Origin of the sequence: Mesorhizobium sp. YL-MeA3-2017 (genome assembly GCF_030814575.1) — a bacterium.
GTDB lineage: Bacteria > Pseudomonadota > Alphaproteobacteria > Rhizobiales > Rhizobiaceae > Mesorhizobium > Mesorhizobium terrae.
The window spans coordinates 2151089-2176831 of sequence record NZ_JAUSVH010000001.1; the positions used below are offsets into that span (position 1 = coordinate 2151089).

The following is a 25743-nucleotide window of genomic DNA, read 5'->3' on the forward strand; positions in this document are numbered from 1 at the left end:
GCAGCGGCTTGCCATTTGCAGCCCGGCATCATCGATTTCAAGGCAGTCTGTCAGTCGTCGGTGCCTTCCGGCGCATAGACCGCGATCGCTTCCGGATGCACGAGGAAGGAGGCCGGCGTCGACGTCACGATCTCGCCGTCGGTGTTCACCGGCTGCGGCGTACGGGTGGTGACATCGAACTGCACGCAGCGCGCCGTCCGCACCTCGTTCCAGGCGCCATGCGTGCCCGAGCGGAACGAGCGCAGCAACAGCGCCAGCTTCCACACATTGCGCATTTCCAGGCTGTAGAGATCGAGGAAGCCGTCGTCGATGGCGGCACTCGCCTCCACGACATTGCCGCCGCCATAATGGCGGCCGTTGCCGACGGCGATCTGGAAGGTCTTCACCTTGACCATCTCGCCCTTCTCGCGGATCCAGGCGGTGAAGGGCCGCGCCTTGTAGAGCACGCGCGCCGCGGCAATGGCGTAGCCGAGCCGTCCCCAACGCTTCTTCAATTCAGGCCGCAGCCCTTGCGCGAGCTGCGTGGAGAGCCCGATGCTAGCGACGTTGAAGAAGGCATGGCCGTTGACCGAGCCGAGGTCGATGCGGCGCTGGTAGCCTTTCACGATGACGTCCGTCGCCTGCATGATGTCCATCGGCAGGCCGAGCGTGCGGGCAAGGTCGTTGGCGGTGCCCATCGGCAGTATGCCCATCGGCAGGCCGCTTTCCATCACCGCCATGGCGCCGGACGAGACGGTGCCGTCGCCGCCGCAGATGATGATGCAGTCGGCCTGTTCGCGCAGCCGGGTGATGTCGCGGGCAAGTTCAGGCAGTGCCGAGAACGGCTCCACCGTCACGTCCAGCCCACCGGCCCGCAAGCGGTCGAGAATACCGTCGAGCGGCATGTCTCCGCGCCGCGCCTTGGCGTTGACGAGCAGCAGGGCGCGCCGTTTTGCGGCCTTCGGGGTTTTCCCGGTCGCGGTTTTCTGGGCTGTGTCGGGGATGATCCTGCTCCCAAAAAAGTGCCGCCGTGGTGGAGGGGGAACCACGGCGGCGCTACTCGAAACAATGCGGCAGCCCGGAGAGGGGGAAAGGCTGCCGCAGGTGTCCGGCATAGGCGGGGGACGGGCCTTGTTCCGGACTTCGGCGAAAACTGCCGATGGGTCATATTTGTGGTCGCGAACATGGCGATTCAAGGGCGCCAACATTACACTTTTGTAACATGCCCGTGAGGGGTGGTGATCGGCCTTTCGGGCCGGTGCCAGGTCCGCCGTTGTTGTGCCGGCAACGGCCGCACGGCTAGGTCTGGAACAGGGTCTCAACCCTTTGGTGGATTGCCGGCAATCTTTTGTCGGTGTTGTTCGACGGGCAGGCCGCCGATGCCCCCAATACCTCGTTTCGACCTCGTTTATGACCTCGTCGATAATCACGAAGGTCGTCGCCGGATCCTTGTTGAGAACCTCGAGAATATCTTCGACATGATCCGCCAGCGGCGATCGACCTTCACCATCCGCCGACCAATGTCAGTTGTGAGCATCCCACCCTTTGCAGAAGGGGCGTGGGGCACCTAACTTCCGACAATCCAGCAATCACTATGGCCGGCAAATCAAAATGGCCGGCAAATCAAGATGGAATGACCGATCCATGCCCCTGCATGTCCGAGCCGCCCTGCCGCAAGACGCGGGCGCGATGGCGCGAATCCTGAACGAAATCGTCGAAATCGGTGGGACAACGGCGCACCGTGGGCATTTCGACGAGCAGCGCATCGTCGATTACTTCATCTCGCCACAGCTCGGAATCAGCTGCTTCGTGGCGCTCGAAGGGTCGCAGTTGCTAGGGTTCCAGTCGCTCGAATGGTCCGACCCCGATTGGCCGGGCGACCGGTTGCCGGCCGACTGGGGGATTGTCGCGACCTTCGTGGATCCTCATGCCCACAAGAGAGGCGCTGGACGGGCATTGTTCGCCCACACGTCGGAGGCCGCGAAGATGGCCGGCGTCAGCTTCATCGATGCGACCATCCGCAAGGAAAATACCGGCGGCCAGGCATTCTACCAGGGGATCGGCTTCACCGACTATCGCGACGGACCCGAGACCATCTCCAAGCGATTTGCGCCTCTCTAGGCGCCTGCAACCCGACACGGGCCAACGACTTGTCAGGAGACGGCGGCACGGTGGCCTAAACCATGGACAGCCGCCCATTGCCGGGCTACCCGTATCGGCCATGAAAAAAGGCGATCATCTCTTCCTTGTCGACGGCTCCGGCTACATCTTCCGCGCCTATCACGCGCTGCCGCCGCTGACCCGCAAATCCGACGGCCTGCCGGTGGGCGCCGTGTCCGGTTTCTGCAACATGTTGTGGAAGCTGATGCTGGATGCGCGCAACACCGACGTCGGCATCGTGCCGACCCATTTCGCCGTCATTTTCGACTATTCGTCCAAGACCTTCCGCAACGAGCTCTATCCTGAATACAAGGCCAACCGCTCGGCGCCGCCGGAAGATCTGATCCCGCAGTTCGGGCTGATCCGCCAGGCGACGCGCGCCTTCAACCTGCCCTGCATCGAGATGGAAGGCTTCGAGGCCGACGACCTCATCGCCACCTATGCCCGCCTCGCCCGCGAGGCCGGCGGCGACGCCACCATCGTCTCGTCCGACAAGGACCTGATGCAGCTCGTCGGTCCCGCCGTCGGCATGTACGACCCGATGAAGGACCGCCAGATCGGCATTCCCGAAGTGATCGAGAAATGGGGCGTGCCGCCGGAAAAGATGATCGACCTGCAGGCGCTGACCGGCGACTCGGTCGACAACGTGCCGGGCGTGCCCGGCATCGGCCCGAAGACAGCCGCGCAGCTTCTGGAACAGTTCGGCGACCTCGATACGCTGCTCGCCCGCGCCGGCGAGATCAAGCAGGACAAGCGCCGCCAGTCGATCATCGACAATGCCGACAAGGCGCGCATTTCGCGCGATCTCGTCACGCTGAAGATCGACGTGCCGGTGACCGAGGGCCTCGACGCATTCGTGCTGCAGGAGCCGGACGGACCGAAACTCATCGCCTTCCTCAAGGCCATGGAATTTTCAACGCTGACCCGCCGCGTCGCCGAAGCGACCGGCACCGAGGCCGGCGAGATCGAGGCGGCAACTGTTGCCGTCGAACTCGGTCCCGACGTGCATGGCCCGGATGTCGGCTCGGCGGGCGGCCCCTCATCCCCTGCCGGACCTTCTCCCCGTAAAGAACGGGGAGAAGGGGGAAGCACCAGCGCTGGCGCCCCCCTCTCCCCGTCCTTACGGGGAGAGGGTAAGGGTGAGGGGCAGGACACGCCCTCGCAACTTTCGGCCCAGCGCGCCGAGGCCGCCGTCGCCGCAAAGATCGACACCACCGCCTACACCGCGATCCGCGACGTCGCCACGCTCAAGGCCTGGGTGGCGGAAGCCACGGAAGCAGGCGTTGTCGCCTTCGACACCGAGACCACCTCGCTCGACCCGATGCAGGCCGAGCTGGTCGGCTTCTCGCTCGCCACCCGCGCCGGCCGTGCCGCCTATGTGCCACTCAACCACAAGAGCGGACGCGACGACCTGCTCGGCGGCGGACTGGTCGAGAACCAGATCCCGATCCGCGACGCGCTGGCCGCGCTGAAACCGCTACTGGAGGACCGCTCGGTCCTCAAGATCGCGCAGAACCTGAAATACGACCTCGTCATCATGAACCGGCACGGCATCGACGTCGCGCCCTATGACGACACCATGCTGATTTCCTACGTGCTCGACGCCGGCACCTCCGGAGGCCACGGCATGGACGCGCTGTCGGAGAAGTGGCTCGGCCACAAGACGATCCACTTCAAGGATGTCGCCGGCTCCGGCAAGAATTTCGTCGGCTTCGACCAGGTCGACATCGACCGGGCGACCGCCTACGCCGCCGAGGACGCCGACGTCACCTTCCGGCTCTGGGAGGTGCTGAAGCCGCGCCTCGCCGCCAAAGGCATGGTGTCGGTCTATGAACGGCTGGAGCGGCCGCTGGTGCCGGTGCTGGCCAAGATGGAACAGCGCGGCATCTCGGTCGACCGCCAGATCCTGTCGCGCCTGTCCGGCGAGCTGGCGCAGGGCGCCGCGCGGCTGGAGGACGAGATCAATGTGCTCGCCGGCGAGCGCTTTAACATTGGCTCGCCCAAGCAGCTCGGCGACATCCTGTTCGGCCGCATGGGCTTGCCCGGCGGCACCAAGACCAAGACCGGCCAGTGGTCGACCTCGGCGCAGGTGCTCGAAGACCTCGCCGCCGAAGGCCACGAACTGCCGCGCAAGATCGTCGACTGGCGCCAGCTCACCAAGCTGAAGTCGACCTATACCGACGCCCTGCCCGGCTTCATCAACCCCGACACCAAGCGCGTCCACACCTCCTATGCGCTCGCCGCGACGTCGACGGGGCGCCTGTCGTCGTCCGATCCGAACCTGCAGAACATTCCGGTGCGCACCGCCGAGGGCCGCAAGATCCGCACCGCCTTCATCGCCGACAAGGGCAACAAGCTGATCTCGGCCGACTACAGCCAGATCGAGCTGCGCGTGCTTGCCCATGTTGCCGAGATCCCGCAGCTGAAGCAGGCCTTCGCCGACGGCGTCGACATCCATGCCGTCACCGCGTCGGAAATGTTCAACGTGCCGGTGGAAGGCATGCCGTCCGAAGTGCGCCGCCGCGCCAAGGCCATCAATTTCGGCATCATCTACGGCATCTCGGCCTTTGGGCTGGCTAACCAACTGTCGATCCCGCGCGAGGAGGCCGGCGCCTACATCAAGAAATATTTCGAGCGCTTCCCCGGCATCCGCGACTATATCGACACCACCAAGGAATATGCGCGCGAGCACGGTTATGTGGAGACGGTGTTCGGCCGCCGCATCCACTATCCCGAAATCCGCTCGTCCAATCCTTCGGTGCGCGCCTTCAACGAGCGCGCCTCGATCAATGCGCGTCTGCAGGGCACCGCAGCCGACATCATCCGCCGCGCCATGGTGCGCATGGACGATGCGCTGGCCAAGGCGAAATTGTCAGCCCGCATGCTCTTGCAGGTGCATGACGAACTGATCTTCGAAACCGTCGAGGCGGAAGTCGCGGCGACCATCCCGGTCGTGCGCGACATCATGGAAAACGCCGCCATGCCGGCCGTCTCGCTGTCGGTGCCGCTGCAGGTCGACGCCCGCGCCGCCAACAACTGGGACGAGGCGCACTAAGGCCGGCGCGATGGACCGGTCGGAAGGAAAAGCCCGACTGCTTGCCGGCGGCTGCTTCTGCGGAGCCGTCGGTTACGAGGTCGAGGACGCGTTCGGCTACGCCGCCAACTGCCACTGCTCGGGCTGCCGGCGCGCGACGGGCGCCGCCTTCAAGCCCTTCGCAGGCATCGAGGTCGACAAGCTGCGCCTGACCAGGGGCGAGGACAAGCTCCTGATCTTCGGCGACAGAAACGCCGCCCATGACCGCCACTGTGCGCAATGCGGTTCGCTGCTCTATTCGGTGGTGCACGACAACGCCTATGCTCATGTCGCGATGGGCACGCTGATCGACGCGCCGTCGATCCGCCCGGACCATCACATCTTCGTCGGTTCGAAGGCGCCCTGGTTCACCATCACCGACGATTTGCCGCAATATCTGGAGCATGCCGGCGTCGACTGACCAGCCGGGAGAATGGTCGCTGCGATCGAAGGGACTACGCCGCCGCGTCGGTCCGGCATTTGGCGCAGGTGCCGCGGAACTCGATCACCGCCTTCTTGGCGACGAAGCCGGACGAACCAACCCAGTCGCTCAGCTTTTCGCCGATCTTCTCGTCGCAGAATTCGGTGACCTGGCCGCAGCTGTCGCAGATGGCGAAAGCGGTCATGCCATGGCTGTGGCCATGCGCATGGCCATGATCGTGCGGGTCGGCGCAGGCGACGAAGGCGTTCAGGCTTTCCAGCCGGTGCACGTAGCCTTCCTTCATCAGCGTATCGAGCGCGCGGTAGACCTGCAGCGGCGCGCGAAAACCGCGTTCGCGCAGCTGGTCGAGCAGCGTGTAGGCGCTCAGTGGCGCATTCGCCGCTTCCAGCTTTTCCAGCACGCTCTGCTGGTTCTTGGTCAGCACGCTTTTTGCCGTCATCATCCCACCCTCGATACTCTTTCCGGCGGCGTGCCGTATGGACCGGCCAGCCGTCTGCCCCAGAAATAAGCATGAATCGCCGATTTTGCCACCGGCCTGTTTTTCGGCGAGGGGAGCGACGGCTCTGAACATGAGGAAGTGCGGGGCAGAGAAGCCGCCCCCCGCTATCCCATCACTTCCTGGCCGCGCCCGCCCGTTCCGACGAAGCCGCCCACAGATTGATGTTGGCCTCGCGCGCGAAGCGGTCGATCTCGCCAAGCTCGGCTTCGCTGAATTCGAGGTTCTTCAGCGCGCCGACGCAATCCTCGACCTGCTCCGGCCGGCTGGCGCCGATCAGTGCGGAGGTGACGCGGCCGCCGCGCAGCACCCAGGCCAGCGCCATCTGCGCCAGCGTCTGGCCGCGCTTTTGCGCAATCGCGTTGAGGCCGCGGATGTTGGCCAGCGTCGGCTCGTCCAGGAAGGACTGGCGCAGCGACTTGCCCTGCGTGGCGCGGCTGCCCTCGGGCACGCCGCCGAGATATTTGTCGGTCAGCATGCCCTGCGCCAGCGGCGAGAACACAATCGAGCCGATGCCAAGCCCGTCCAGCGCGTCGAGCAGCCCGTCTTCCTCCACCCAGCGGTTCAGCATCGAATAGCTGGGCTGGTGGATGATGCAGGGCGTGCCAAGTCGCTTGAGGATGTCGGCCGCCTCGCGGGTGCGCTGCGAATTGTAGGACGAGATGCCGGCGTAAAGCGCCTTGCCCGAACGCACGGCGTGGTCCAGCGCGCCCATCGTCTCTTCCAGCGGCGTCTCCGGGTCGAAGCGGTGCGAATAGAAGATGTCGACATAGTCGAGCCCCATCCGTTTCAGGCTCTGGTCGAGGCTGGCCAGCACATATTTGCGGCTGCCCCACTCGCCATAGGGCCCGTCCCACATTTCGTAACCGGCCTTGGTCGAGATGATGAGCTCGTCGCGATAGCCGGCGAAATCGCCGCGCAGGATCTCGCCAAAGGCAACCTCGGCCGAGCCGGGCGGCGGGCCGTAATTGTTGGCAAGGTCGAAATGGGTGATGCCGAGATCGAACGCCTTCTGGCAGATGGCGCGCTTGACCCGGTGCGGCGTGTCTTCGCCGAAATTGTGCCAGAGCCCCAGCGAAATCGCTGGCAGCTTCAGGCCGGTACGGCCGCAGCGGTTGTAGATCATCGACTGATAGCGGTCGGCGGCGGGAGCGTATGGCATCATGGTTCCTTGGATAGGATGTTCCGCAAACGAATGCGTCCTTCGAGGCGAACCCCGAAGGACGCAGCTATAGTTCAATCGGCGGCTCAGACAAACTGCCGTCCCGAGGAATTCTACTTCTTGGCCAGCAGCGCCTTGGCTTCCTTGACGCCGAGCGCCGCCGGCCGCTCGCAGGTCGTCTGCATGGTCACGAACTTGCCGGTTTCGCCGGATTTCAGCAGGCTGGTCATCACATCCACCGCATGCAGCGCCAGTTCCATCGAGCAGCGATGCGGGCGGCCCTCGGTTATCGCCAGCGCCATGTCGGCCAGACCCGCCGTGCGATAATTGGCCATCATGCCATGTCCGTGCTTTTCATTGGCGACGCCGAAGGGATGCGGCCATTTCGGCAGCCCCTTCACCGGCTTGTCTTCCTTGGTGTAGACGACCTCGCCGCCGAAGAAGTTCGGGTCCGGCACGAAGACCGTGCCTCTTTCGCCATAAAGCTCCATCGGCGCGTGGCCGTGGCTCCACACGTCCCAGCTGGTGTTCAGCGTCACCACCGCGCCATTGGCGAATTCCAAAAGGCCGTGGATGGTGGTCGGCGTGTTGACCGGTATCTTTTCGCCGGCGCGCGGCTTGGACGAAATGGTGCGCTGCTTGGCCGGTATCGAGGCCAGCGCCGCGACCCGCCTGACCGGGCCGATCAGCTGGATCAGGTTGGTGACGTAATAAGGGCCGATGTCGAGCACCGGGCCGGCGCCCGGCTGGAAGAAGAAGTCCGGATTCGGGTGCCAGTGCTCCATGCCGTGGCTCATCACCGTGCAGGTGCCGCCGGTGATCTCGCCGACCTTGCCCTCGTCGATCAGGCTGCGCACCAGCTGATGCGCGCCGCCAAGGAAGGTGTCCGGCGCCGAGCCGATGCGCAGGCCCTTCTTCGCCGCCCGCTTGCGCAGGTCCAGCCCCTCCTGCAGCGACAGCACGAACGGCTTTTCCGAATAGACATGCTTGCCGGCATCGAGCACCCGCCTGGACACCTCGTAATGGACGGCCGGAATGGTCAGGTTGACGACGATGTCGATGTCGTCGGCCTTCAGCAATTCGTCCACCGTCGCGGCGCGCAGCTTGAATTCCTTCGCCCGCGCCTTGGCGGCATCCATGTTGATGTCGGCGCAGGCCCGCATCTCGATGCCGCGAAACAGCGGCGCCAGCCTGAAATAGGCCGCCGAAATGTTGCCGGCGCCGATGACGCCGATCCCCAGTTTCTTTGCCATCGTCGTTCTCCTAGAAAGCCCTGGCCGCTTCGATCGACCGGCGCGCGAAACGCTCGATGTCGTTCGGGTTGTCCTGTTCCATGATGAAATATTTGGCGGCACTGCGTTGCTTCAGCGCCTTGGTCAGCTTCGACCAGTCGATGGTGCCGTGGCCGACATCCGACCAGCCATCCTCGTCCAGTCCCTGGCCGGGCTTGGCGATGTCCTTGACGTGGACGGCGGCGATGCGCCGGCCATGCCGTTCGATCCAGGGCAGCGGGTCGGCGCCGCCGCGCACTACCCAGGCGACATCCATCTCCCAGCCGATATTGGGCGCCGCCGAGAGGATGTGCTCCTGCGGGATCGAGCCGTCCGGCAATGCCTTGAATTCGAAGTCGTGATTGTGCCAGGCGAAGGTGTAGCCGGCCTTCTTGGCCGCCTCGCCGACCTTGGCCAACCGCTCGCCGAAACCGCGCCAGCCGGCGGTGTCGGCCGGACGCGCCTCCGCCACCAGATAGGGGCAGATCAGCAGCTTGATGCCGAGCGTGTCGGCCGTTTTGCGCACGCCCTCGAAATCATGCTCCAGCGCCTCGATCGAAAAATGCCCGGTCGGCATGGCAAGCTTGTTCTTGTCGAGCTCGGCGCGGAAGGCCTTGGGGTCGTCATAGACCCCGCCAAAACCTTCGACCTGCGCGTAGCCCAGGCTGCCGAGCAGTTTCAGCACCTTGTCCCAGGGCTGGAAGTTGCGGGCGCTGTAGAGTTGAAATGACCAGTCCATTTTCCTGTCCATTCTGCTGGGGGGTCTGCTTGTCGGGGTGGATTTTTGAGGTCTCGAGGGTCAGAGCCGGTTGCCGTCTTCGCCGAACAGCGAGGCGCGCAACGGATCGAAGCCGATCTCGACCTGTTCGCCGGTCCGCGGCGCCCGCTCGGAGGGCACGCGCACGGAAAGGCTCTGCGCGCCGAGCCGTCCCCAGACCAGCGTGTCGGAACCCATCGGCTCGACGACATCGACATTGGCCTTGGCCGAAAACGGCCAGCCCGAGCCGGAATTGAGGCCGATATGCTCCGGCCTGATGCCGAGCACCGCCGGCCCGGCAACCGGCTGGCGGTCGAAGGCGTAGGTGGAGAGCGGCACCGTCAAATCGCCTGAGGTGAAGCGCCAGCCGCCGTCGCCGTCCTCCAGCCTGCCGTCGACGAAATTCATGCCGGGCGAGCCGATGAAGCCGGCGACGAAGCGGTTGACCGGGCGGTTGTAGATCGCCTGCGGCGCGTCGAGCTGCTGGATCACCCCGCCGCGCATGACGGCGATGCGGTCGGCCAGCGTCATCGCCTCGATCTGGTCGTGGGTGACGTAGATCATGGTGTTGGCCAGCCGCTGGTGCAGGCGCTTGATCTCGACGCGCAGTTCCGAGCGCAGCTTGGCGTCGAGGTTCGACAGCGGCTCGTCGAACAGGAACACGTCGACGTCGCGCACCAGCGCCCGGCCGATCGCCACCCGCTGGCGCTGGCCGCCGGACAATGCCGCCGGCTTGCGTTGCAAAAGCGGCTCGATCTGCAGGATTTCGGCGGCCCGCGCGATGCGCTTGCCGATCTCTTCCTTCGGCGTGCCGGCGACCTTCAACCCGAAGGAGAGGTTCTTCTCCACGCTCATCTGCGGGTAGAGCGCATAGGACTGGAACACCATGCCGATGCCGCGGTCCTTCGGCTCCTCCCAGGTGACGTTCTTGCCCTTGATGAAGATGCGGCCGTCGGAAATGTCGAGCAGGCCGGCGATGCAGTTGAGCAGCGTGGACTTGCCGCAGCCCGACGGTCCGAGCAGCACGATGAACTCGCCCTCGGCGATGTCGAGATTGAGCGATTGCAGCACCGAAACCGTGCCGAAATTCAGCGACAGCTCCTGGATGGAAACGCTGGTGTTGGCGGTTGCGTCCATGCTCAGCCTTTCACCGCGCCGGCCGCGATGCCGCGCACGAACAATTTGCCGGAGACGAAATAGACGATCAGCGGCACCAGGCCGGTGAGCAGCGTGGCGGCCATGTTGACGTTGTATTCCTTCACGCCCTGCACCGAATTGACGATGTTGTTGAGCTGCACCGTCATCGGATAGGTGTCGGGCCGCGTGTAGACGACGCCGAACAGGAAATCGTTCCAGATGCCGGTGATCTGCAGGATCATGGCGACGACGAAGATCGGCACCGACATCGGCAACATGATGCGCAGGTAGATGCTCCAGAAGCCGGCGCCATCGACGCGCGCGGCCTTGAACAGTTCCTCCGGCAACGAAGCGAAATAGTTGCGGAAGAGAAGCGTCAGGATCGGCATGCCGAAGATGGAATGCACCAGCACCAGCCCGGTCAGGCTGCCATAGAGGCCGATTTCGCGCAGGATGATGACGATCGGGTAGAGCATCACCTGATAGGGGATGAAGGCGCCGACGATCAGGATGGTGAAGAACAGCTCCGAGCCCTTGAAGCGCCAGTTGGCGAGCGCGTAGCCGTTGACCGAGGCGATGGCGATCGACAGGATCACCGAGGGCACGGTGATGCGCACCGAATTCCAGAAACCGCGCGAAAGCCCATCGCAGTTGAGGCCGGTGCAGGCGCTGGCCCACGCCTTCGCCCAGGGCTCGAAGGTGATCTCCAGCGGTGGCGAGAAGATGTTGCCGAGCCTGATTTCCGGCATGCCCTTCAGCGACGTCACCACCATCACGTAGAGCGGCAAAAGGTAATAGGCGGCCACCACGAACAGCGTGCCGTAGAGAAAGATGTTGCGGCGCGAGAAGGCGTGCCGGGGTTTGGGTCCGCGCGGACCCTCGGCTGCCGGCAGAGTGGCGGACACAGCCATGGTCAGCGCCTCCGCCCGAATTCGAGATAGACCCAAGGCACGATGACGATGGCGACCGACAGCAGCATCATCGTCGAGGCGGCGAAGCCCTGGCCGAGATTCTGCGCGAAGAACATGTAGTCATAGACATATTTGGCCGGCACCTCGGAAGCGATGCCCGGCCCGCCGCTGGTCTGCGCCACCACGAGGTCGTAGACCTTGACGATGCCGGCCGCGATAATAACCAGCGTGGTGATGAGCACCGGCCGCATCATCGGCAGGACGATGAACAGATAGGTCTTCCAGGCCGGGATGCCGTCCACCCGCGCCGCCTTCCAGATGTCCTCGTCGATGCCGCGCAGCCCGGCCAGCATCAGGCACATGACGAAGCCGGTGCCTTGCCACAGCGCGGCGATCAGGACGCCGTAGATGACGATGCTGGAATTATAGAGCGGGTCGAAGGTGAAGCTTGTCCAGCCGAGCGAGCGCACCACCGCCTGCACGCCGAAATCCGGATTGAGCAGCCATTGCCAGACCACGCCGGTGACGACGAAGGACAGCGCGAAGGGATAGAGGAAGATGGTGCGCAGCGTGTCCTCGAAGCGGATCTTCTGGTCGAGCAGCGCCGCCAGCACGAAGCCGATGACCAGCGAGAAGATCAGCGACAGCACGCCGTAGATCGCCAGGTTCTCGATCGACACCAGCCAGCGCGGTGTCGCCCACAGCCGCTCATACTGGTCGAGCCCGACAAAGGTCAGCCGCGGCAACAGCTTGGAATTGGTGAAGGAGTAGAACACCGTCCACGCCGTGCCGCCGACGAAGATGACCAGTGCGGTGAGCACCATCGGCACCGAGGCGATCTTGGCGCTGAGGTTGCGGAACAGTCTGCTCGGTCGCTTGGTTGCGCTGGCCATGATGTCACCCGCCATGGGTCTGTCGAGCCTCTAGGTGTTCCGGCCCCGCCACGATGGCGGCGGAACCGGAAACCGGGAGGATGGGGCGCACCAGGATCAGTCCGCCTTGGCGATGATGGCGGCGAAGCGCTTCTGCGCCTCCTCGACGGTCAGGTCCTGCTTGGCGAAGAATTCGGAGAACAGGTCCTCCTTCTGCTTCTGCGTGTCCTGCGACAAAAGCTGGTCGGTCCACTGGATGACGCTGCCCTTGGCGAGGATGTCGAGCCCCTTCTTCATGCAGTCGTTGGCGGCCGTGAGGTCGACGTCGCCGCGCACCGGCAGCGAACCCTTCTTCAGGTTGAAGGCGACCTGCGTCTTGGGGTCGAGCAACGTCTCGGCCAGCACTTCCTGCGCCTTGGCCTTGTCGGCGTCCTTCAAAAGCGGGAAGTAGAAGGCATCGCCCGCGGTGGCGATGGTGGCGTTCATGCCAAGCCCGGGAAGGCAGGTGTAGTCCTTGCCGGCGACCTTGCCGGCCACCTGGAATTCGCCCTGCGCCCAGTCGCCCATGATCTGGCCGCCGGCCTTGCCGGTGATGACCATGTTGGTCGCCTGGTTCCAGTCCTGCACATTGGTGTTCTTGGCCATCTTGCGGGCGGCGTCGGCCGCCTTGAACACCTTGGCGATCTCGGGCCCGGCCGCGAAGGTGGCGTCCTTGTCCTTGTTCACCTTGAGGAAGGCGTCGGTGCCGCCCACCGCCATCATCAGCACGTCGAACGCTCCGGCCGCCTGCCAGGCCTGGCCGCCCACGGCGAGCGGCACGATGCCGGCCTTTTCCAGCGCGGGCGCGGCGGCGACATATTCGTCCCAGTTCTTCGGCACCGGCACGCCGGCCTTGGCGAAGGCCTCGTTGGACAGCCACAGCCACTGCCAGGAGTGGATGTTGACCGGCACGCAATAGATCTTGCCGCCGACCGTGCAGGAATCGAGCAGGCTCTTCGGCCGCACCACTTCGGTCCACTTTTCCTTGGTGGCGACATCGGTCAGGTCGCGCATCAGCCCGGCCTGGATCAATTCCTCGGCCTGGCGGCCGTGGTTGAACTGCGTGGCGCCCATCGGGTCGCCGCCGGTGATGCGGGAAATCATGATCGGGCGCGCCGTGCCGCCGGAGCCGGCGATCGCACCGTCCACCCATTTGTTGCCGGTCGCGTCGAATGCCTTGGCGAGTTCGGCGACGGCCGCGGCCTCGCCGCCCGACGTCCACCAATGGGTTACTTCGAGATCCGTCGCGTAAGCAGTTCCGGCGCAGCTGAGCGCGGTTGCGGCGGCCAGCGCGGCCGCCGTCATCATCTGTCTCATTTCGATTCCTCCCAAAATCTGAAACGTTACAGATTTTCGATAAGGCAATTGCGCCGCCATGGCAATACCCGCCGGTCGACGCTGCCGGACTATTTTTCGAAGATCGACAAAATTCGACATTTATGGAGCATTCAATCGATTTCGCGGCGCAATATCGGTTATTGCGGTGCAAACGACGCCATTCCAGGGCCCTTGCGAACCGGAAACCGCCCCGTCGGCCAGTCACCATCTGGAATATCTGTAACGTTTCAGTATATTAGTGTTTCAACGGTGCGCAGGGCCAGGCGACACATTCGACGATTGTCGTCGTCATCGGCGGCTGATATGCGCGCTGCGGGCAGGGCCATGGACAGATCGAGCCGCAATAGAGACGAGGACGAGACGGAGGCCGGCCGGCCGACGCTGAAGACGCTCGCCTTCATGACCGGCCTTGGCGTCACCACCGTGTCGCGGGCACTGAAGGACGCACCGGAGATCGGCGCCGAGACGCGCAAGCGCGTACAGCTCGTTGCCCGCCAGATCGGCTACCGCCCGAACCGCGCCGGCGTGCGCCTGCGAACCGGCAAGACCAATGTCATCTCGGTCGTGCTCAACACCTCAGAGCAGATCGGCGGCTTCCTATCCGATTTCATCTACGGCATTTCCGAGCAGCTGGCGGCGACGCCCTACCACCTGGTCGTCACGCCCTATTCGCACAACAACGACCCGATGGAGCCGATCCGCTACGTGGTGGAGACCGGTTCTGCCGACGGCATCATCATCTCGCGCACCGAGCCGCAGGACCCGCGCGTGCGTTATCTGACCGAGCGCGGTTTCCCCTTCGCCGCCCACGGCCGCACCTCGATGGGCATCGAGCATCCCTATCACGACTTCGACAATTACGCCTTCGCGCGGCTGGCGGTGCGGCGGCTGGCCGAACTCGGCCGCAAGCGCCTGGCGCTGTTGGCGCCGCCCCCCGCGCTCAACTATCACCGTCACATGCGCGACGGCTTCATCGACGAGATGGCCGAGCACGGCCAAAGCGAGGCGCCGTTCTCGGCGGTCGCCAGCGACAACACCATCGACGAGATCCGCAGCCACACGATCAAATTGATGCGCCGCACGGCCTGGCCGGACGGCATCGTCTGCGGCGCCGGCGGGCCGACCTTCGCGCTGATCGCCGGCATCGAGGCGGCCGGCTTCAAGCTCGGCCGCGACGTTGACCTCGTCGCCAAGGAATCCTTCAACCTGCTGCAATTGGTGCGGCCGGAAATCCATGTCGTGCACGAGGATTTCCGCCTCGCCGGCAGCGATCTCGCCACCGCCGTCATGCGCCGCATCGCCGACATGGCCGCCCCGCCGATGCAGCGACTGGTGGTGCCGACCGAGGTGATTGCGCCGAGGTAGCGCTTGTTCAGTTCGATGTCGTGCTAGTTTCCATCGCGCAGCGTCTTCGCTCCGGGGGCAGGAACCGGCGCCAAGGACTGACGCCGGAAAGCTGTCTCGTCATTTCCCCTATCGCGGCGTGGAGTTGCGGATCGTCTCCCATCGCATAGGGAACGAGCGTCTCCACAATCTCGTCTGGCATCACGCCTTTGCCCTCAAGAACCTCGTCGTCAACTCGGACCGTCCCGGCGGCCAACATCAAAAGACTATTGTCCGGGAGCAAATAGGCGCGTCCACCCAACACAGCCCCTGCGGTTTTCTTGCCAATGAGGGTAAAGCCGCGCCTTTTGATTGCGCAGGCCAACACCTCGCTATTACTGCGTGTTCCCTCGTCGACGAGGACAACAATTGGCTTGCGCCACGCCGTTTGCCACGGGAAACTTTGCCCATCTCGCATCGTGATGGATATATCCGAAAAATCCTCCAGTAGCATTGTCGGAAGTTCGCTCGAAAACCCACCCCAGCGCCCCCGTAGATCAAGGATCAAACCTTGAGCGCCGCTCAAAATCCCATCACGCAGCATCGCTTCCACAGCGTCATTGGTCTGCCGGGATGCAAGTGTCCAAAGCCTTAGATAGCCTATCTCATAGCCGCTATTTTCTACGATCCGACCGCTGGCTCTCAAAGCGTCGAAATACATCCTGACGGGTTGGATTGAAGTGACCGTCACCGGTATATTCATGGGCTGCGCATTGGCGGCGCGCCTCACCGTGACAGCCACGACTTTCCCCGCCTTACCCTTAAATGACCCGATCTCGTCGAAAGGCTTGCCATCGACAGCCAGAAGCTCGTCGCCGACGAGAATTCCAGCTTTCTGTGCCGCTGCTCCATCATACACGTCGGTGACGAAACGCTTGCCGTCAATGATGGCCGTGTTAAACGCGATACCGTCGTATTTGGCTTCGCCGTCTGGTGGGAACACCGACTGGTAGATACTTTTCCAAGGCCCGTAGATACCCGCCACCTCATAATAATCGACGGTTCCGGGCATGAAGCGGTGCGTATGAGATGCGTGCAGATCGGCCAAAGCCTTGTCGATATCCGCATTTGTCGGATGCTTGCCGGCGAACGACGGAAAATCGACCGGTTTATAAAAGTCGCGCTCGATGAACTCCTTGATGAGCTTGGTCACATCGTCGCCAACAGGTTCCTTGTCGGTTTTGCTCGCAGCCTGTGCCGCGAACGCCCAGCAAATCAGGATAGACGCTAAAAGCCAGCTTGCCCGCATGTTCCCCCCAAACCCGAAGCCAGCGAACGATAGCTCAACTCCGGTGCATCGCGAAGCCACTGCTCGCCAGCAACCAACGACACCCTCGTCCCTCGCAAGGGCAAGGCAATCCATACAGCTGCCAGTGGATTTCGAAGAGCGATCCATGCAGCCCGTCATTCCCGACCGCGTGAGCGAGGAACGAGCGGAGCGTGCCGGGAATCCATGCCTGAACGATGACGCGTCGGCGCGGCGCAAGATGTGGATTGGATGCGTGGAGGAAGACGCAAGCTCAAAGAAAGAACGCTGTCCGTTCAATCCCTTGCCGAAAACCGCACGAAAACCACGCCCGGATTTGCCCACACGTTCGGGGCTTGCACGACAATCAGCCCATCGCCCTCACGGGAACCTGGTGCGCACCGGGTATCAGGGAGGGCGCCGGTGCCGGACTGGCAGCGCTAACGGTGGCGCTGTCTGGTGACGAGCCCTAAGTCCGGGCCCTGGAAAAACCCGGCCGCCGAAAATGGCGGCTTCGAGGCCCGAAGTCTGCCGTCGCGAAGGACGGCGAGGTCGGTCCGGGGCAAGAACACTGGCGGGGCGCCCGGAAGGCGCCACGTACTATTACAGAGAGGCACCGACCCGGCGCCCCGCTTCCCGCCTCCCGCAAGGGGAGTGTTTTTTGACAATGGCCAGACTGCGAAAGCAGGGCGTGGCGGCGACGCGGCGCGCCTCAGCCCCACGGCCCGTGGAAAGCACCCGCCTCGTCGATGCGCTCGAAACCATGCGCGCCGAAGAAATCGCGCTGCGCCTGGATCAGGTTGGACGTGCCCCTGCCCTGGCGGTAGCTGTCGAAATAGGCGAGCGCCGACGACAGCGCCGGCACCGGCGCACCGGCCTCGACAGCGCGGGCCACGACGCGGCGCAAGGCGGGATGCGCCTGCTGCATCATCGTCACGAAGGCCGGCGCCATCAGAAGGTTTGTCGCCGCGTCGCCCGATCCGAAGGCTTCGGCCATGGTGTCCAGCATCTGCGAGCGGATGATGCAGCCCGCCCGCCAGATCTTGGCGATGGTCGGCATCGGCAGGTTCCAGCCGAATTCCTTCGAGGCGCCAGCCATCACCGCGAAACCCTGCGCATAGGCGGCGATCTTGCCGGCGAACAGCGCCAGTTCCAGATCCTTGAGCAGTTCATCGCGCGGTGCCGCGATCCTGGCGACGCCGCCGCCATAGACCTTTTCCGCCGCCAGCCGCTCGTTCTTGATCGACGACAGAACGCGCGCCGCCACCGCTGCCTCGATCGCGGTTGCCGGAATGCCGAGCTGCTGCGCCTCGATGACCGACCATTTGCCGGTGCCCTTCTGGCCGGCGCGGTCGAGGATGATGTCCACAACCGGCTTGCCGGTCTTCGCATCGTCGGCCTTCAGCACCTCGGCGGTGATCTCGATCAGGTAGGAATTGAGCCTGCCCTTGTTCCATTCGGCGAACACCGGCGCGATCTCCTTGGCCGCCATGCCCAGCCCGTCGCGCAGGATGCCGTAGATCTCGGCGATCATCTGCATGTCGGCATATTCAATGCCGTTGTGGATCGTCTTGACGAAATGGCCGGCGCCGTCCGGGCCGAGCCAGGCCGCGCAGGGCTCGCCCTTGAACTTGGCGGAAATGGCGGTGAGCACGCCTTCGACGCGGCGCCAGGATTCTTCCTTGCCGCCGACCATGATCGACGGCCCGTGGCGCGCGCCTTCCTCGCCGCCGGACACGCCCATGCCGATGAAGGTCAGGCCCGAGCCTTCCAGCTCCTTGAAGCGGCGCATGGTGTCGCGGAAATTGGCGTTGCCGGCGTCGATGATGATGTCGTTGGCGGCAAGTTCGCCGCGCAAGGCCGCGATCTGCTCGTCGACAGGGCTGCCGGCCAGCACCATGATGATGATCGGCCGTGGCGGGCGGATGGCGGCGGCGAGATCGGCCAGGCTCTCGCAGGGCACGATACGGCCGGCGAGATCGCCCGCCTTGGCGATGAAATCGTCGGTGCGCGACGGGGTACGGTTGTAGACCGCGATGCGGTGGCCTTTCTCGGCGATGTTGAGGGCGAGGTTGGAGCCCATCGTACCGAGGCCGATCAGGCCGATTTCGGCTTTTTCCATACTGTCCGTTCCTGTCTGCGAATTTCAATCATGCCGTCTTGGGTCAGGTATGATTGGCCTTCCGGGCCGGCTTCGTCAACAAGCCTGCCGTCGTAGTCCGCCGATACTTCAATCGATTAGGGTCACGGACACGTCGGTTAGAGCATCGTGCTTACCGAAAATCGGGAATCGATTTTCGGTAAGCACGATGCGCAGCTTCAAAGTGCTAGAGCGTCCTTTGCGCGTCCGTTCGGACGCGCGGCGCTCTAGGGACGGATATCGATCGGCCCTTCCAGTTTCACCATCTCGAAATCGGAAACCAGGATGTCGATACGCACGGTCCAGCGGCCGGCGAACGGCACGACGAGGCCGTCGACCCGCCAGGTTCCGTCGCCGGGCTTCATCGCGGCGCGCTTGATCGGCTCGATGCCGGCCTCGGGCCGCGACAGCACCAGCGTCACCTCCTTGGCGTCGAGCGGTCCGAAATCGCCGGTCATGACCATGATGCTGATCGAGACGGGGCCGGCATGGCCGGGAGTGACGGTGACGTCGGCCATCGCCTGCAGCGTCATCATATGGGTGGCGACCGGCTCGGCGGCGGCAATCGCCAGCGCGCGCGGCGGCGGCGTGAAGCGCCAGCCGGCGGCAACGCCGAAGATCGCCACCACGATCATGGTCTCGATCACGACCGAGCGGGCGAGCGCCTTGGCGGCACCGCCCTCGCCGGCCATTGCCAGCGCCGTCCACCGCCAGCGGTTCGCGCCAGCCAGAGCGAACAAAACGGCCAGCAGCGCCAGCTTGATCAGCAGGAGCCTGCCATAGGCGGTATCGACCAGCGCCGACGGCGTCCGCACCTGGACCACGGCGAGCACGACGCCCGCCGCCGCCAGCACCGCCACCACCGGCACAATCACGCGGGAAAAGCGCAACAGGAACGGCTTTGCATTGAGACGGTCCCGCCAAAGTGCAACCGCGAGCGGCACCAGCGCGCCGGCCCAGCCCGCAATGCCGACGCCGTGCAGGAAGACCATGGGACGTGTCAGCCATTGCGGTGCCGCGGCACTGGCGTGACCGCTCGCCGCCAGGGCAACGCCGACCGCGATGAGTGCGGCCGCCGAGAACGGCTTGTCGTCGCCGCGCGGCAGGGCGAGCGACAGAAGCCCGAGCCCGAGCGCGATGATACCGATGAGCACCGCCCAGGCGAAGCTGGTGCCGAAAGCGGTGCGCCAGACGATTGTCTGCGCGATCTGTTCGAGCGGAGCGCCGAGCGCGTCGAGCCCCTGCAGGCCGAGCGACAGTGGCGCGGCCGCCAGCCCAACGAGCAGCATCACCGCAACGAAGCGCTCGCCGTTGCGGCTGCCGCCCGCCAGCCAGGAGATGGCGAAGGCGCCGCCGATGCCGAGAAACAGGCCGAGATAGAGTACGACCTTGGCGGCCCAGATGGCTGGGTGCAGCCGGGCATCGACGATATCGGCGACCACGGGCGCCGCGCTGACCGCGCCGACGGAAAACAACAACGAGCCGCCGACCGGATGGCCGTCGGCCGAGATCACCCGCCAGCTCAGCACATGCGTTCCTTGCGCAAGCGTCTGCGGATTGTCGATCTCGATGGTCTGGCCGTTGCCACGGAACGAAGTCAGCCGCACCGGCGTCCCGTCGGAACGCACCAGCGTCAGGACCAGCGGCGAGACCGGCTCGCTGAAACTGAGCGAGAAGCTGGCCGGGCTTTGCGCCAGCATGGCGCCGTCCGCCGGCTCGGCCTTGACCAGCGAGGCATGCGCCAGCGCGGGGCTGACGCCCTGCCCGATCAGCCAGCCAGCCAGCATGGCGACCGCCGCAAGCATGCGGATGATGCTGGCGAAGCCTCGCGGAAAAACCAACCGTGTCATCGTCCCGACCCCATTGGGCTGGAAGCGGCGCGCCGTTGCCAGCGCGCCGCCCGCCGTCACTTTTTCGGCAACAGCTTGATGCCGGGAGCGGGATGCTCAAGCGCGTCCTCGTCCTGACCGACGGCCGGAATCTCGATCCAGCGCGCGGCAGCACCACCCTCGCATTCCTGCACGACCGGGAAACGCAACGTCTCGCCCACCGGCAGGTCGCCCGTCAGCCGCAGCCTCAGCACGAATTCGTCGTAGAATTCGTCCGGCAGGTTGCCGCCGCTCCAGTTGACCTCGAGCACGCCTTCGGAGACCGCTTCGCCCCACAGCGTGTAGGACTTGGTGTATTTGCCTTTCACCGTTTCCAGTTTCCAGCCGGCCTTCGGCATCGGCTTGGCGTCGATCGCCCCTTCGGGGATCTTGATGCGGACGGCCGTGGTCGCCTTGCCGTCGCAGCCATGCGGCACGCGGAAGACCGCCTTATAGGTGGAATCGACCGGTGCTTCCTTGGTCTCCAGCGAGACATGGGCGAAGGCAGCGACCGTGCCGAAGCCGGCGAAAAAACCGGCGAGTGTTATGGTTCTGAACATGGATATTCCTCTCGAAGAATGGCGATCACCCAACCGGTCAGTTGGCGTGCTCTTCCATCTTCATCCCATTGGCGCCCATCGCCTCGACGGCGAATTCGACCGCAACCGGACCGGCCTTTTCGAAGGTCAGCGTGGCAGCGAACTTTTCGCCCTGTTTCGGCTGCTTCTTCAGGCCGATGAACATCAGGTGGTAGCCGCCGGGGGCAAGCTTCAGCGTGCCGTTGGCCGGAATTTCCACGCCGCCATCCACCTTGCGCATGGTCATGACGCCGTCCTTGACCGTCATTTCATGCAGCTCGGACTTTTCGGAAATGTCGGAAGAAATCGAGACCAGCCTGTCCGGCTGGCTGCCGCTGTTGGTTACGGTGAAATAGCCACCGGCCACCTTGGCGCCGGCGGGTGTGGCGCGCGACCACGGATGTTCGATCTCGAGGCTGCCCGCCTTGAACTCATGCGCCGCCGCCATGTGGACACCGGCAAACAGCAGGGCGAAGGCGAAGATGGCGATGCCGAGGCGATCCCCAAAGGAATGCAAGAGCGAGGCCGACTGGCGATGAGACAGGGTGCGCGCGCGGGCGCGGTCGAAAATACGCATGGGAATGCTCCATGAAGGAAACTCGCACCGTTGCCGGATACGAAAAATAACTATTGCAGGGGAAGCGTGGCGGCGGCTGTCATGCCGTGGTGCCACGATAGCGATCAGGCCACGACCGGGGGCGCGCGCGGATTGCCGGGCGACCAATCGCGGTCGAAACCGAAGACGACGGCCGTCGGAAACACGACGGCGCTGGCCACCAGGGCAAGATCGTTGAACAGCGCGACGGTTTCGGGCGGAGCACCGAAGGCCGTCGAGAACATGGTGCAGCCAAGCACGCAGCAGGATTGCTGATGCTGTTGCGGCTGGTCGCCCGGCGGCAGCTGGGCCGTGCCGTCATGCGTACAGATGACATTGCCGAAAGCGTCGAGCTGGGCTGGATTGGGGCCGGCGCCGGCGGCGAAAGCACCGAGCAGCGATTGCAGGACAAGCACCCACGCGACGGCAAAGGCCGTCGGCATGCTCCATCTGCTGCGCCTGGCGATCACGCTGATGCGCCCTCCCTGTCCGATGCTCAAAGACCTATCATGGGCCGGAGATCGGGAAAATCTCCAAATTGCTGCTGCGGCAACAAGCCCGCACCGCGCAACAAGGCCTTCAGCCTCCGCTTTGGCGGCCCTCCGGCGTGGAATCCAGCAAGGTCTGGCGCGCCGATTTCAAATGCTGGCGGCAGGCGGCCGCGACCTTGACCGGATCGCGCGATTTCAGCGCCGCGATATAGGTCAGGTGTTCGCCCACCGCCGCCTCGTTGCGGCTGCGCTGGCCGGCCTTGTTCCACTGATAGTGGTAGTGGAAGATCATGGCGATGACGTCGTAGAAATCGACGATGAAACGGTTGCGCGACGCGCTGTGGATCAGCCGGTGGAAGCGCTCGTCCAGCTCGGAAAATTCCGGGTAGCGCACGGCGATGTCGCGCTCCAGCGCATGGTGCTCGATTTCCAGTTGCTCAAGATCACTCCAGACGGGGTTGTCGTCAGGCAGAGCGACGAAGGCAGCGGCCGAGCGCAGTTCGAACATCTCGCGGATATCGGCCAGCTCCAGCGCGAAGGCGCGGGTGAACCCCTTCAGCACCCAATGGCTGTTGGGGCGCTTCTCGATCAGGCCGAAGCGGCTGAAACGGATCAGGAATTCGCGCACGCTGGAAGTGCCGACGCCGATGTCGCGGGCGAGTTCCAATTCGTTGATCTGCATGCCGGCCTCGGCGTCCTCGGCCAGCAGGCGCCGCATGAAGGAACGCTCGATGATCTGCGACAGCGAGTCGGTTTCCTGCTCGGGAAAGAAGTCGTCCGGCCGAGGGCTGCGCAGCACCTTCTTGGCGCGCTTGTCCCAGGCGATCAACCCGTTTTCGGCCATGCGGGCGAGGATGCCGCGCACCGTGGTGCGGCTGACGCTGAGCGTGGCACCAAGCTCCGGCTCCGACGGCAGGTTGCTGTTCTCCTCAAGGAGCCGAAGGCAGCGGTTATACGCATCCTTGTAGACGTTGTTGTTCTTCGACATCCTGCCTCACCGCCTGTCTGGCAAGCGCTCCAGCGCATGACCCCGAAAACCGGAAGCGATTTTCGGAAAGGATCATGTGCCGAGTCAAACTGTTGGAACGTCCTTTGCGCGCTCCAATCGAAAATGCCAATTGACGCTCAAATGTTTTTTTACGATAAAAGACATTAGCTGCGGGATTGCCGCTGTCAATCCGGCTGCGACCCAGGACAACCCCAGGAACCGATGCCTTGACCGCCGCCAACTTGATCGTGCTCTCGCCTTCCGACAATGTCGTCGTCGCCAATGGCCGGCTGGAGAAGGATACGCCGCTGCCGGGTGGTGGCGTCACCGCGGACGCGATCGAATCCGGCCACAAGGTTGCGATCCGGCCGATCCCGGCCGGTGCCGCCGTCGTCAAATACGCCCAGGCCATTGGCCGTGCGACGCGCGACATCGCGGCGGGCGAGCATGTGCATTCGCACAATCTGGTGTTCGAGTCCGGCCGCATGCCGGTGGTGCCGCCTTCGGCCCCGCTGGAGGCTACCGACGCCGACAAGACCCGCACCTTCATGGGCTATCGCCGCGCCGACGGCCGGGCCGGAACCCGTAACTTCGTCGGCATCGTCGCCAGCGTCAATTGTTCGGCCACCGTCTGCCACGCCATCGCCGACCAAGCCAACCGCCGCCTGCTGCCGCTCTATCCCGGCATCGACGGTTTCGTGCCGATCGTGCACGGCCAGGGCTGCGGCATGAGCGCCACCGGCGACGGTATGATGGTTCTGCACCGCACGCTGGCCGGCTATGCGCGGCATCCCAATTTCGGCGGCGTGCTGATGGTCGGGCTCGGCTGCGAGGTCAACCAGCTGACTCTCTACGGCCAGAAAGGCGTCGCCGCCGGCAAGCGCCATTTCAACATCCAGGACGCCGGCGGCTCGCGCAAGTCGGTCGAGAAGGCGATGGGTGTGCTGACCGAGATCGCCGAGGAAGTCGGCAAGCTGAAACGCGAGCCCATCCCTGTCTCCGAGATCGTCGTCGGCCTGCAATGCGGCGGCTCGGACGGCATGTCCGGCATCACCGCCAATCCGGCGCTGGGCGCGGCTGTCGATCTGCTTGCCGGTGTCGGCGGCATCGGCATCCTTTCCGAAACCACCGAGATTTATGGTGCCGAGCATCTGCTTGCCTATCGCGCGGCGACGCCCGAGATCGCCACCAAGCTCGACGGGTTGATCAAGTGGTGGGAGAACCACACCGCCATGCATGGCGCCTCGATCGACAACAACCCCTCGCCCGGCAACAAGCGCGGCGGGCTGACCACCATTCTCGAAAAGTCTCTCGGCGCCGTCGCCAAGGGCGGCCAGACGCCGCTCAACGGCGTCTTCGCCTATGCGGAAAAGGTCACCGGCAACGGCCTCGTCTTCATGGACACGCCCGGCTACGATCCGGTCTCGGCAACGGGCCAAGTGGCGGGCGGCGCCAATGTGATCGTCTTCACCACCGGGCGCGGCTCCTGCTTCGGCAGCCACCCGACACCGTCGATCAAGGTCGCCACCAACACGACGCTCTTTACGGCCATGGAAGAGGATATGGACGTCAATTGCGGCGTCATCGCCTCGGGCGACAAGACCATCGCCGCGATGGGTCGTGAAATCTTCGAGCTGATCATCGAGACAGCTTCGGGCAAGAAGACCAAGAGCGAGGAATTCGGCTACGGCGACAATGAATTCGTGCCCTGGCATCTCGGCGCGACATTGTAGGCTTCGACAAGCAGCGGATGGCCGATCAACGGCCACGAATGGGAGCTCGTGCATGAAGACCCGCCGTATCGGCAACACCAGGCTTGATGTCACCGAAATCAGTTTCGGCGGCGCCTCGTTGGGCAATCTCTACCAGGCGGTGCCGAATACGGACGCGGAGGCGGTCCTCGACACCGCGTGGTCTTATGGCATCCGCTATTACGACACCGCGCCACATTACGGTTTCGGCCTGTCGGAACGTCGCTTCGGCGACTATCTGCGCACCAAGCCACGCGACAGCTACGTGCTGTCCACCAAGGTCGGCCGGCTGCTGAAACCGGTGCCCGAGGACCAGGTGCCGAAACTGGGCTTCGTTGACCCGCTGCCCTTCAAGCTTGACTATGACTACAGCTATGACGGCATCATGCGTTCGGTCGAATTCAGCTATGCGCGGCTCGGCCTGAACCGCATCGACATCCTCTATGTCCACGACATCGGCGTCTACACGCATGGCGTCGAGCTGACCAAGGTACATCTCAGCCAGTTGCTGGGCGGCGGCATCAAGGCACTGGAGGAGCTGAAATCGGCCGGTGTCATTTCCGCCTACGGGCTTGGTGTCAACGAGGTCGAGATCTGCCTGGAAGTGATGCGCCGCGCGCCGCAGGACTGCATCCTCCTGGCCGGGCGCTATTCGCTGCTCGACCGTTCAGCCGAGGCCGAACTTCTGCCGCTGTGCCGCGAAGCCGGCACCTCGCTGGTTATCGGCGGCGTCTTCAACTCCGGCATCCTGGCAACCGGCGCCAAAGCGGGCGCGAATTTCGACTACGGCCCGGCATCGCCGGACATCCTGTCGAAGGTCTCGGCGATGGAAACGATCGCCAGCAAGGCCGGCTATCCGCTGGCGACGGCGGCGCTGCAATTTCCCCTGCATGACCCGGCGGTGGCGACAGTGCTGATCGGCACCGCCAAGGCATCCAGCCTGAAGCGCAATATGGAACTGCTCGGGATCGACGTTCCCCGGCAAGACTTCGAGGCCTACCGCCCGCATGTGACGGTGCAATCGCCGCTGACGGGAGCCGTGCGCGAATGAGACGATTTTTGCCCC

The 25743-nt window shown here is 64.3% G+C and carries 22 protein-coding genes; 6 read left to right on the forward strand and 16 right to left on the reverse strand.

Annotation, left to right across the window (positions count from 1 at the left end; all coding sequences use genetic code 11):
- Positions 1-50: 50 nt before the first annotated feature.
- Positions 51-983, reverse strand: a complete 933-nt coding sequence (locus QFZ88_RS10065; RefSeq protein WP_275040868.1) for a lipid kinase — start codon at positions 981-983, stop codon at positions 51-53.
- 607 nt (positions 984-1590) lie between these two features.
- On the opposite strand from QFZ88_RS10065, the gene QFZ88_RS10070 reads away from it, so the two are divergent.
- From QFZ88_RS10070 to QFZ88_RS10080, 3 genes are all read left to right on the forward strand, one after another.
- The gene (locus QFZ88_RS10070; protein ID WP_139116443.1) at positions 1591-2100 is read left to right on the forward strand and encodes a GNAT family N-acetyltransferase; all 510 of its coding nucleotides are present in this window, start codon (positions 1591-1593) and stop codon (positions 2098-2100) included.
- 100 nt (positions 2101-2200) lie between these two features.
- Positions 2201-5194, forward strand: a complete 2994-nt coding sequence (gene polA / locus QFZ88_RS10075; protein WP_024926740.1) for a DNA polymerase I — start codon at positions 2201-2203, stop codon at positions 5192-5194.
- Between the two features lie 10 nt (positions 5195-5204).
- Positions 5205-5633 carry a GFA family protein gene (locus tag QFZ88_RS10080; protein ID WP_024926739.1) on the forward strand — a complete coding sequence of 143 codons (429 nt, stop codon included), beginning with the start codon at positions 5205-5207 and terminating at the stop codon, positions 5631-5633.
- 34 nt (positions 5634-5667) lie between these two features.
- On the opposite strand, the gene QFZ88_RS10085 is transcribed toward QFZ88_RS10080, so the two are convergent.
- The 8 genes from QFZ88_RS10085 to QFZ88_RS10120 form a co-directional block, all read right to left on the reverse strand.
- Positions 5668-6093: a Fur family transcriptional regulator gene (locus tag QFZ88_RS10085; protein ID WP_024926738.1), complete on the reverse strand. Its 426-nt coding sequence runs from the start codon at positions 6091-6093 to the stop codon at positions 5668-5670.
- A gap of 172 nt (positions 6094-6265) precedes the next feature.
- Entirely contained in the window at positions 6266-7312 is a 1047-nt protein-coding gene (gene mgrA / locus QFZ88_RS10090) for an L-glyceraldehyde 3-phosphate reductase (RefSeq protein ID WP_024926737.1), read from the reverse strand.
- 113 nt (positions 7313-7425) lie between these two features.
- Entirely contained in the window at positions 7426-8565 is a 1140-nt protein-coding gene (locus tag QFZ88_RS10095; protein WP_024926736.1) for a Gfo/Idh/MocA family protein, read from the reverse strand.
- 10 nt (positions 8566-8575) lie between these two features.
- On the reverse strand, positions 8576-9322 hold the full coding sequence (locus QFZ88_RS10100) for a sugar phosphate isomerase/epimerase family protein (protein ID WP_024926735.1): 747 nt from the start codon (positions 9320-9322) through the stop codon (positions 8576-8578).
- 60 nt (positions 9323-9382) lie between these two features.
- Positions 9383-10477, reverse strand: a complete 1095-nt coding sequence (locus QFZ88_RS10105; RefSeq protein WP_024926734.1) for an ABC transporter ATP-binding protein — start codon at positions 10475-10477, stop codon at positions 9383-9385.
- Positions 10478-10479: 2 nt separating this feature from the next.
- A complete protein-coding gene (locus QFZ88_RS10110) occupies positions 10480-11388 on the reverse strand; it encodes a carbohydrate ABC transporter permease (RefSeq protein WP_024926733.1) in 909 nt (302 codons plus the stop codon).
- 2 nt (positions 11389-11390) lie between these two features.
- Complete coding sequence (locus QFZ88_RS10115) at positions 11391-12281, reverse strand: carbohydrate ABC transporter permease (RefSeq protein ID WP_024926732.1); 891 nt, start codon at positions 12279-12281, stop codon at positions 11391-11393.
- Between the two features lie 96 nt (positions 12282-12377).
- Positions 12378-13616: an ABC transporter substrate-binding protein gene (locus QFZ88_RS10120; protein ID WP_024926731.1), complete on the reverse strand. Its 1239-nt coding sequence runs from the start codon at positions 13614-13616 to the stop codon at positions 12378-12380.
- A gap of 345 nt (positions 13617-13961) precedes the next feature.
- On the opposite strand from QFZ88_RS10120, the gene QFZ88_RS10125 reads away from it, so the two are divergent.
- Positions 13962-15002, forward strand: coding sequence for a LacI family transcriptional regulator (locus tag QFZ88_RS10125; RefSeq protein ID WP_024926730.1), 1041 nt, complete (start codon positions 13962-13964; stop codon positions 15000-15002).
- Between the two features lie 7 nt (positions 15003-15009).
- On the opposite strand, the gene QFZ88_RS10130 is transcribed toward QFZ88_RS10125, so the two are convergent.
- From QFZ88_RS10130 to QFZ88_RS10160, 7 genes are all read right to left on the reverse strand, one after another.
- Complete coding sequence (locus tag QFZ88_RS10130) at positions 15010-16269, reverse strand: S41 family peptidase (RefSeq protein ID WP_051515447.1); 1260 nt, start codon at positions 16267-16269, stop codon at positions 15010-15012.
- Positions 16270-16978: 709 nt separating this feature from the next.
- Positions 16979-18388, reverse strand: a complete 1410-nt coding sequence (gene gndA / locus QFZ88_RS10135) for an NADP-dependent phosphogluconate dehydrogenase (protein ID WP_036255317.1) — start codon at positions 18386-18388, stop codon at positions 16979-16981.
- A 245-nt stretch (positions 18389-18633) separates the two neighbouring features.
- A complete protein-coding gene (locus QFZ88_RS10140) occupies positions 18634-20256 on the reverse strand; it encodes a copper resistance CopC/CopD family protein (protein ID WP_081766966.1) in 1623 nt (540 codons plus the stop codon).
- 56 nt (positions 20257-20312) lie between these two features.
- The gene (locus tag QFZ88_RS10145) at positions 20313-20834 is read right to left on the reverse strand and encodes a YcnI family protein (protein ID WP_024926359.1); all 522 of its coding nucleotides are present in this window, start codon (positions 20832-20834) and stop codon (positions 20313-20315) included.
- 37 nt (positions 20835-20871) lie between these two features.
- Positions 20872-21429: a copper chaperone PCu(A)C gene (locus QFZ88_RS10150; protein WP_024926360.1), complete on the reverse strand. Its 558-nt coding sequence runs from the start codon at positions 21427-21429 to the stop codon at positions 20872-20874.
- Between the two features lie 104 nt (positions 21430-21533).
- Entirely contained in the window at positions 21534-21890 is a 357-nt protein-coding gene (locus tag QFZ88_RS10155; protein ID WP_024926361.1) for a DUF2946 family protein, read from the reverse strand.
- Positions 21891-22026: 136 nt separating this feature from the next.
- Positions 22027-22926 carry a GntR family transcriptional regulator gene (locus tag QFZ88_RS10160; protein ID WP_024926362.1) on the reverse strand — a complete coding sequence of 300 codons (900 nt, stop codon included), beginning with the start codon at positions 22924-22926 and terminating at the stop codon, positions 22027-22029.
- Between the two features lie 227 nt (positions 22927-23153).
- Between QFZ88_RS10160 and QFZ88_RS10165 the strand changes: the two genes are divergently transcribed.
- Both QFZ88_RS10165 and QFZ88_RS10170 read left to right on the forward strand, forming a co-directional pair.
- Positions 23154-24659: a UxaA family hydrolase gene (locus tag QFZ88_RS10165; RefSeq protein ID WP_024926363.1), complete on the forward strand. Its 1506-nt coding sequence runs from the start codon at positions 23154-23156 to the stop codon at positions 24657-24659.
- Positions 24660-24711: 52 nt separating this feature from the next.
- Entirely contained in the window at positions 24712-25728 is a 1017-nt protein-coding gene (locus tag QFZ88_RS10170) for an aldo/keto reductase (RefSeq protein ID WP_024926364.1), read from the forward strand.
- Positions 25729-25743 lie beyond the last annotated feature (15 nt).

Bases quoted from the DNA above. Each gene is read 5' to 3' on its own strand.
- gndA (WP_036255317.1), bottom strand. From the start codon at position 18,388: ATGGAAAAAGCCGAAATCGGCCTGATCGGCCTCGGTACGATGGGCTCC.
- polA (WP_024926740.1), top strand. From the start codon at position 2,201: ATGAAAAAAGGCGATCATCTCTTCCTTGTCGACGGCTCCGGCTACATC.
- QFZ88_RS10145 (WP_024926359.1), bottom strand. From the start codon at position 20,834: ATGTTCAGAACCATAACACTCGCCGGTTTTTTCGCCGGCTTCGGCACG.
- QFZ88_RS10170 (WP_024926364.1), top strand. From the start codon at position 24,712: ATGAAGACCCGCCGTATCGGCAACACCAGGCTTGATGTCACCGAAATC.
- QFZ88_RS10160 (WP_024926362.1), bottom strand. From the start codon at position 22,926: ATGTCGAAGAACAACAACGTCTACAAGGATGCGTATAACCGCTGCCTT.
- QFZ88_RS10085 (WP_024926738.1), bottom strand. From the start codon at position 6,093: ATGACGGCAAAAAGCGTGCTGACCAAGAACCAGCAGAGCGTGCTGGAA.
- QFZ88_RS10125 (WP_024926730.1), top strand. From the start codon at position 13,962: ATGGACAGATCGAGCCGCAATAGAGACGAGGACGAGACGGAGGCCGGC.
- QFZ88_RS10070 (WP_139116443.1), top strand. From the start codon at position 1,591: ATGGCCGGCAAATCAAGATGGAATGACCGATCCATGCCCCTGCATGTC.
- QFZ88_RS10155 (WP_024926361.1), bottom strand. From the start codon at position 21,890: ATGCCGACGGCCTTTGCCGTCGCGTGGGTGCTTGTCCTGCAATCGCTG.
- mgrA (WP_024926737.1), bottom strand. From the start codon at position 7,312: ATGCCATACGCTCCCGCCGCCGACCGCTATCAGTCGATGATCTACAAC.
- QFZ88_RS10140 (WP_081766966.1), bottom strand. From the start codon at position 20,256: ATGACACGGTTGGTTTTTCCGCGAGGCTTCGCCAGCATCATCCGCATG.
- QFZ88_RS10105 (WP_024926734.1), bottom strand. From the start codon at position 10,477: ATGGACGCAACCGCCAACACCAGCGTTTCCATCCAGGAGCTGTCGCTG.
- QFZ88_RS10115 (WP_024926732.1), bottom strand. From the start codon at position 12,281: ATGGCCAGCGCAACCAAGCGACCGAGCAGACTGTTCCGCAACCTCAGC.
- QFZ88_RS10150 (WP_024926360.1), bottom strand. From the start codon at position 21,429: ATGCGTATTTTCGACCGCGCCCGCGCGCGCACCCTGTCTCATCGCCAG.
- QFZ88_RS10080 (WP_024926739.1), top strand. From the start codon at position 5,205: ATGGACCGGTCGGAAGGAAAAGCCCGACTGCTTGCCGGCGGCTGCTTC.
- QFZ88_RS10120 (WP_024926731.1), bottom strand. From the start codon at position 13,616: ATGAGACAGATGATGACGGCGGCCGCGCTGGCCGCCGCAACCGCGCTC.
- QFZ88_RS10110 (WP_024926733.1), bottom strand. From the start codon at position 11,388: ATGGCTGTGTCCGCCACTCTGCCGGCAGCCGAGGGTCCGCGCGGACCC.
- QFZ88_RS10100 (WP_024926735.1), bottom strand. From the start codon at position 9,322: ATGGACTGGTCATTTCAACTCTACAGCGCCCGCAACTTCCAGCCCTGG.
- QFZ88_RS10130 (WP_051515447.1), bottom strand. From the start codon at position 16,269: ATGCGGGCAAGCTGGCTTTTAGCGTCTATCCTGATTTGCTGGGCGTTC.
- QFZ88_RS10095 (WP_024926736.1), bottom strand. From the start codon at position 8,565: ATGGCAAAGAAACTGGGGATCGGCGTCATCGGCGCCGGCAACATTTCG.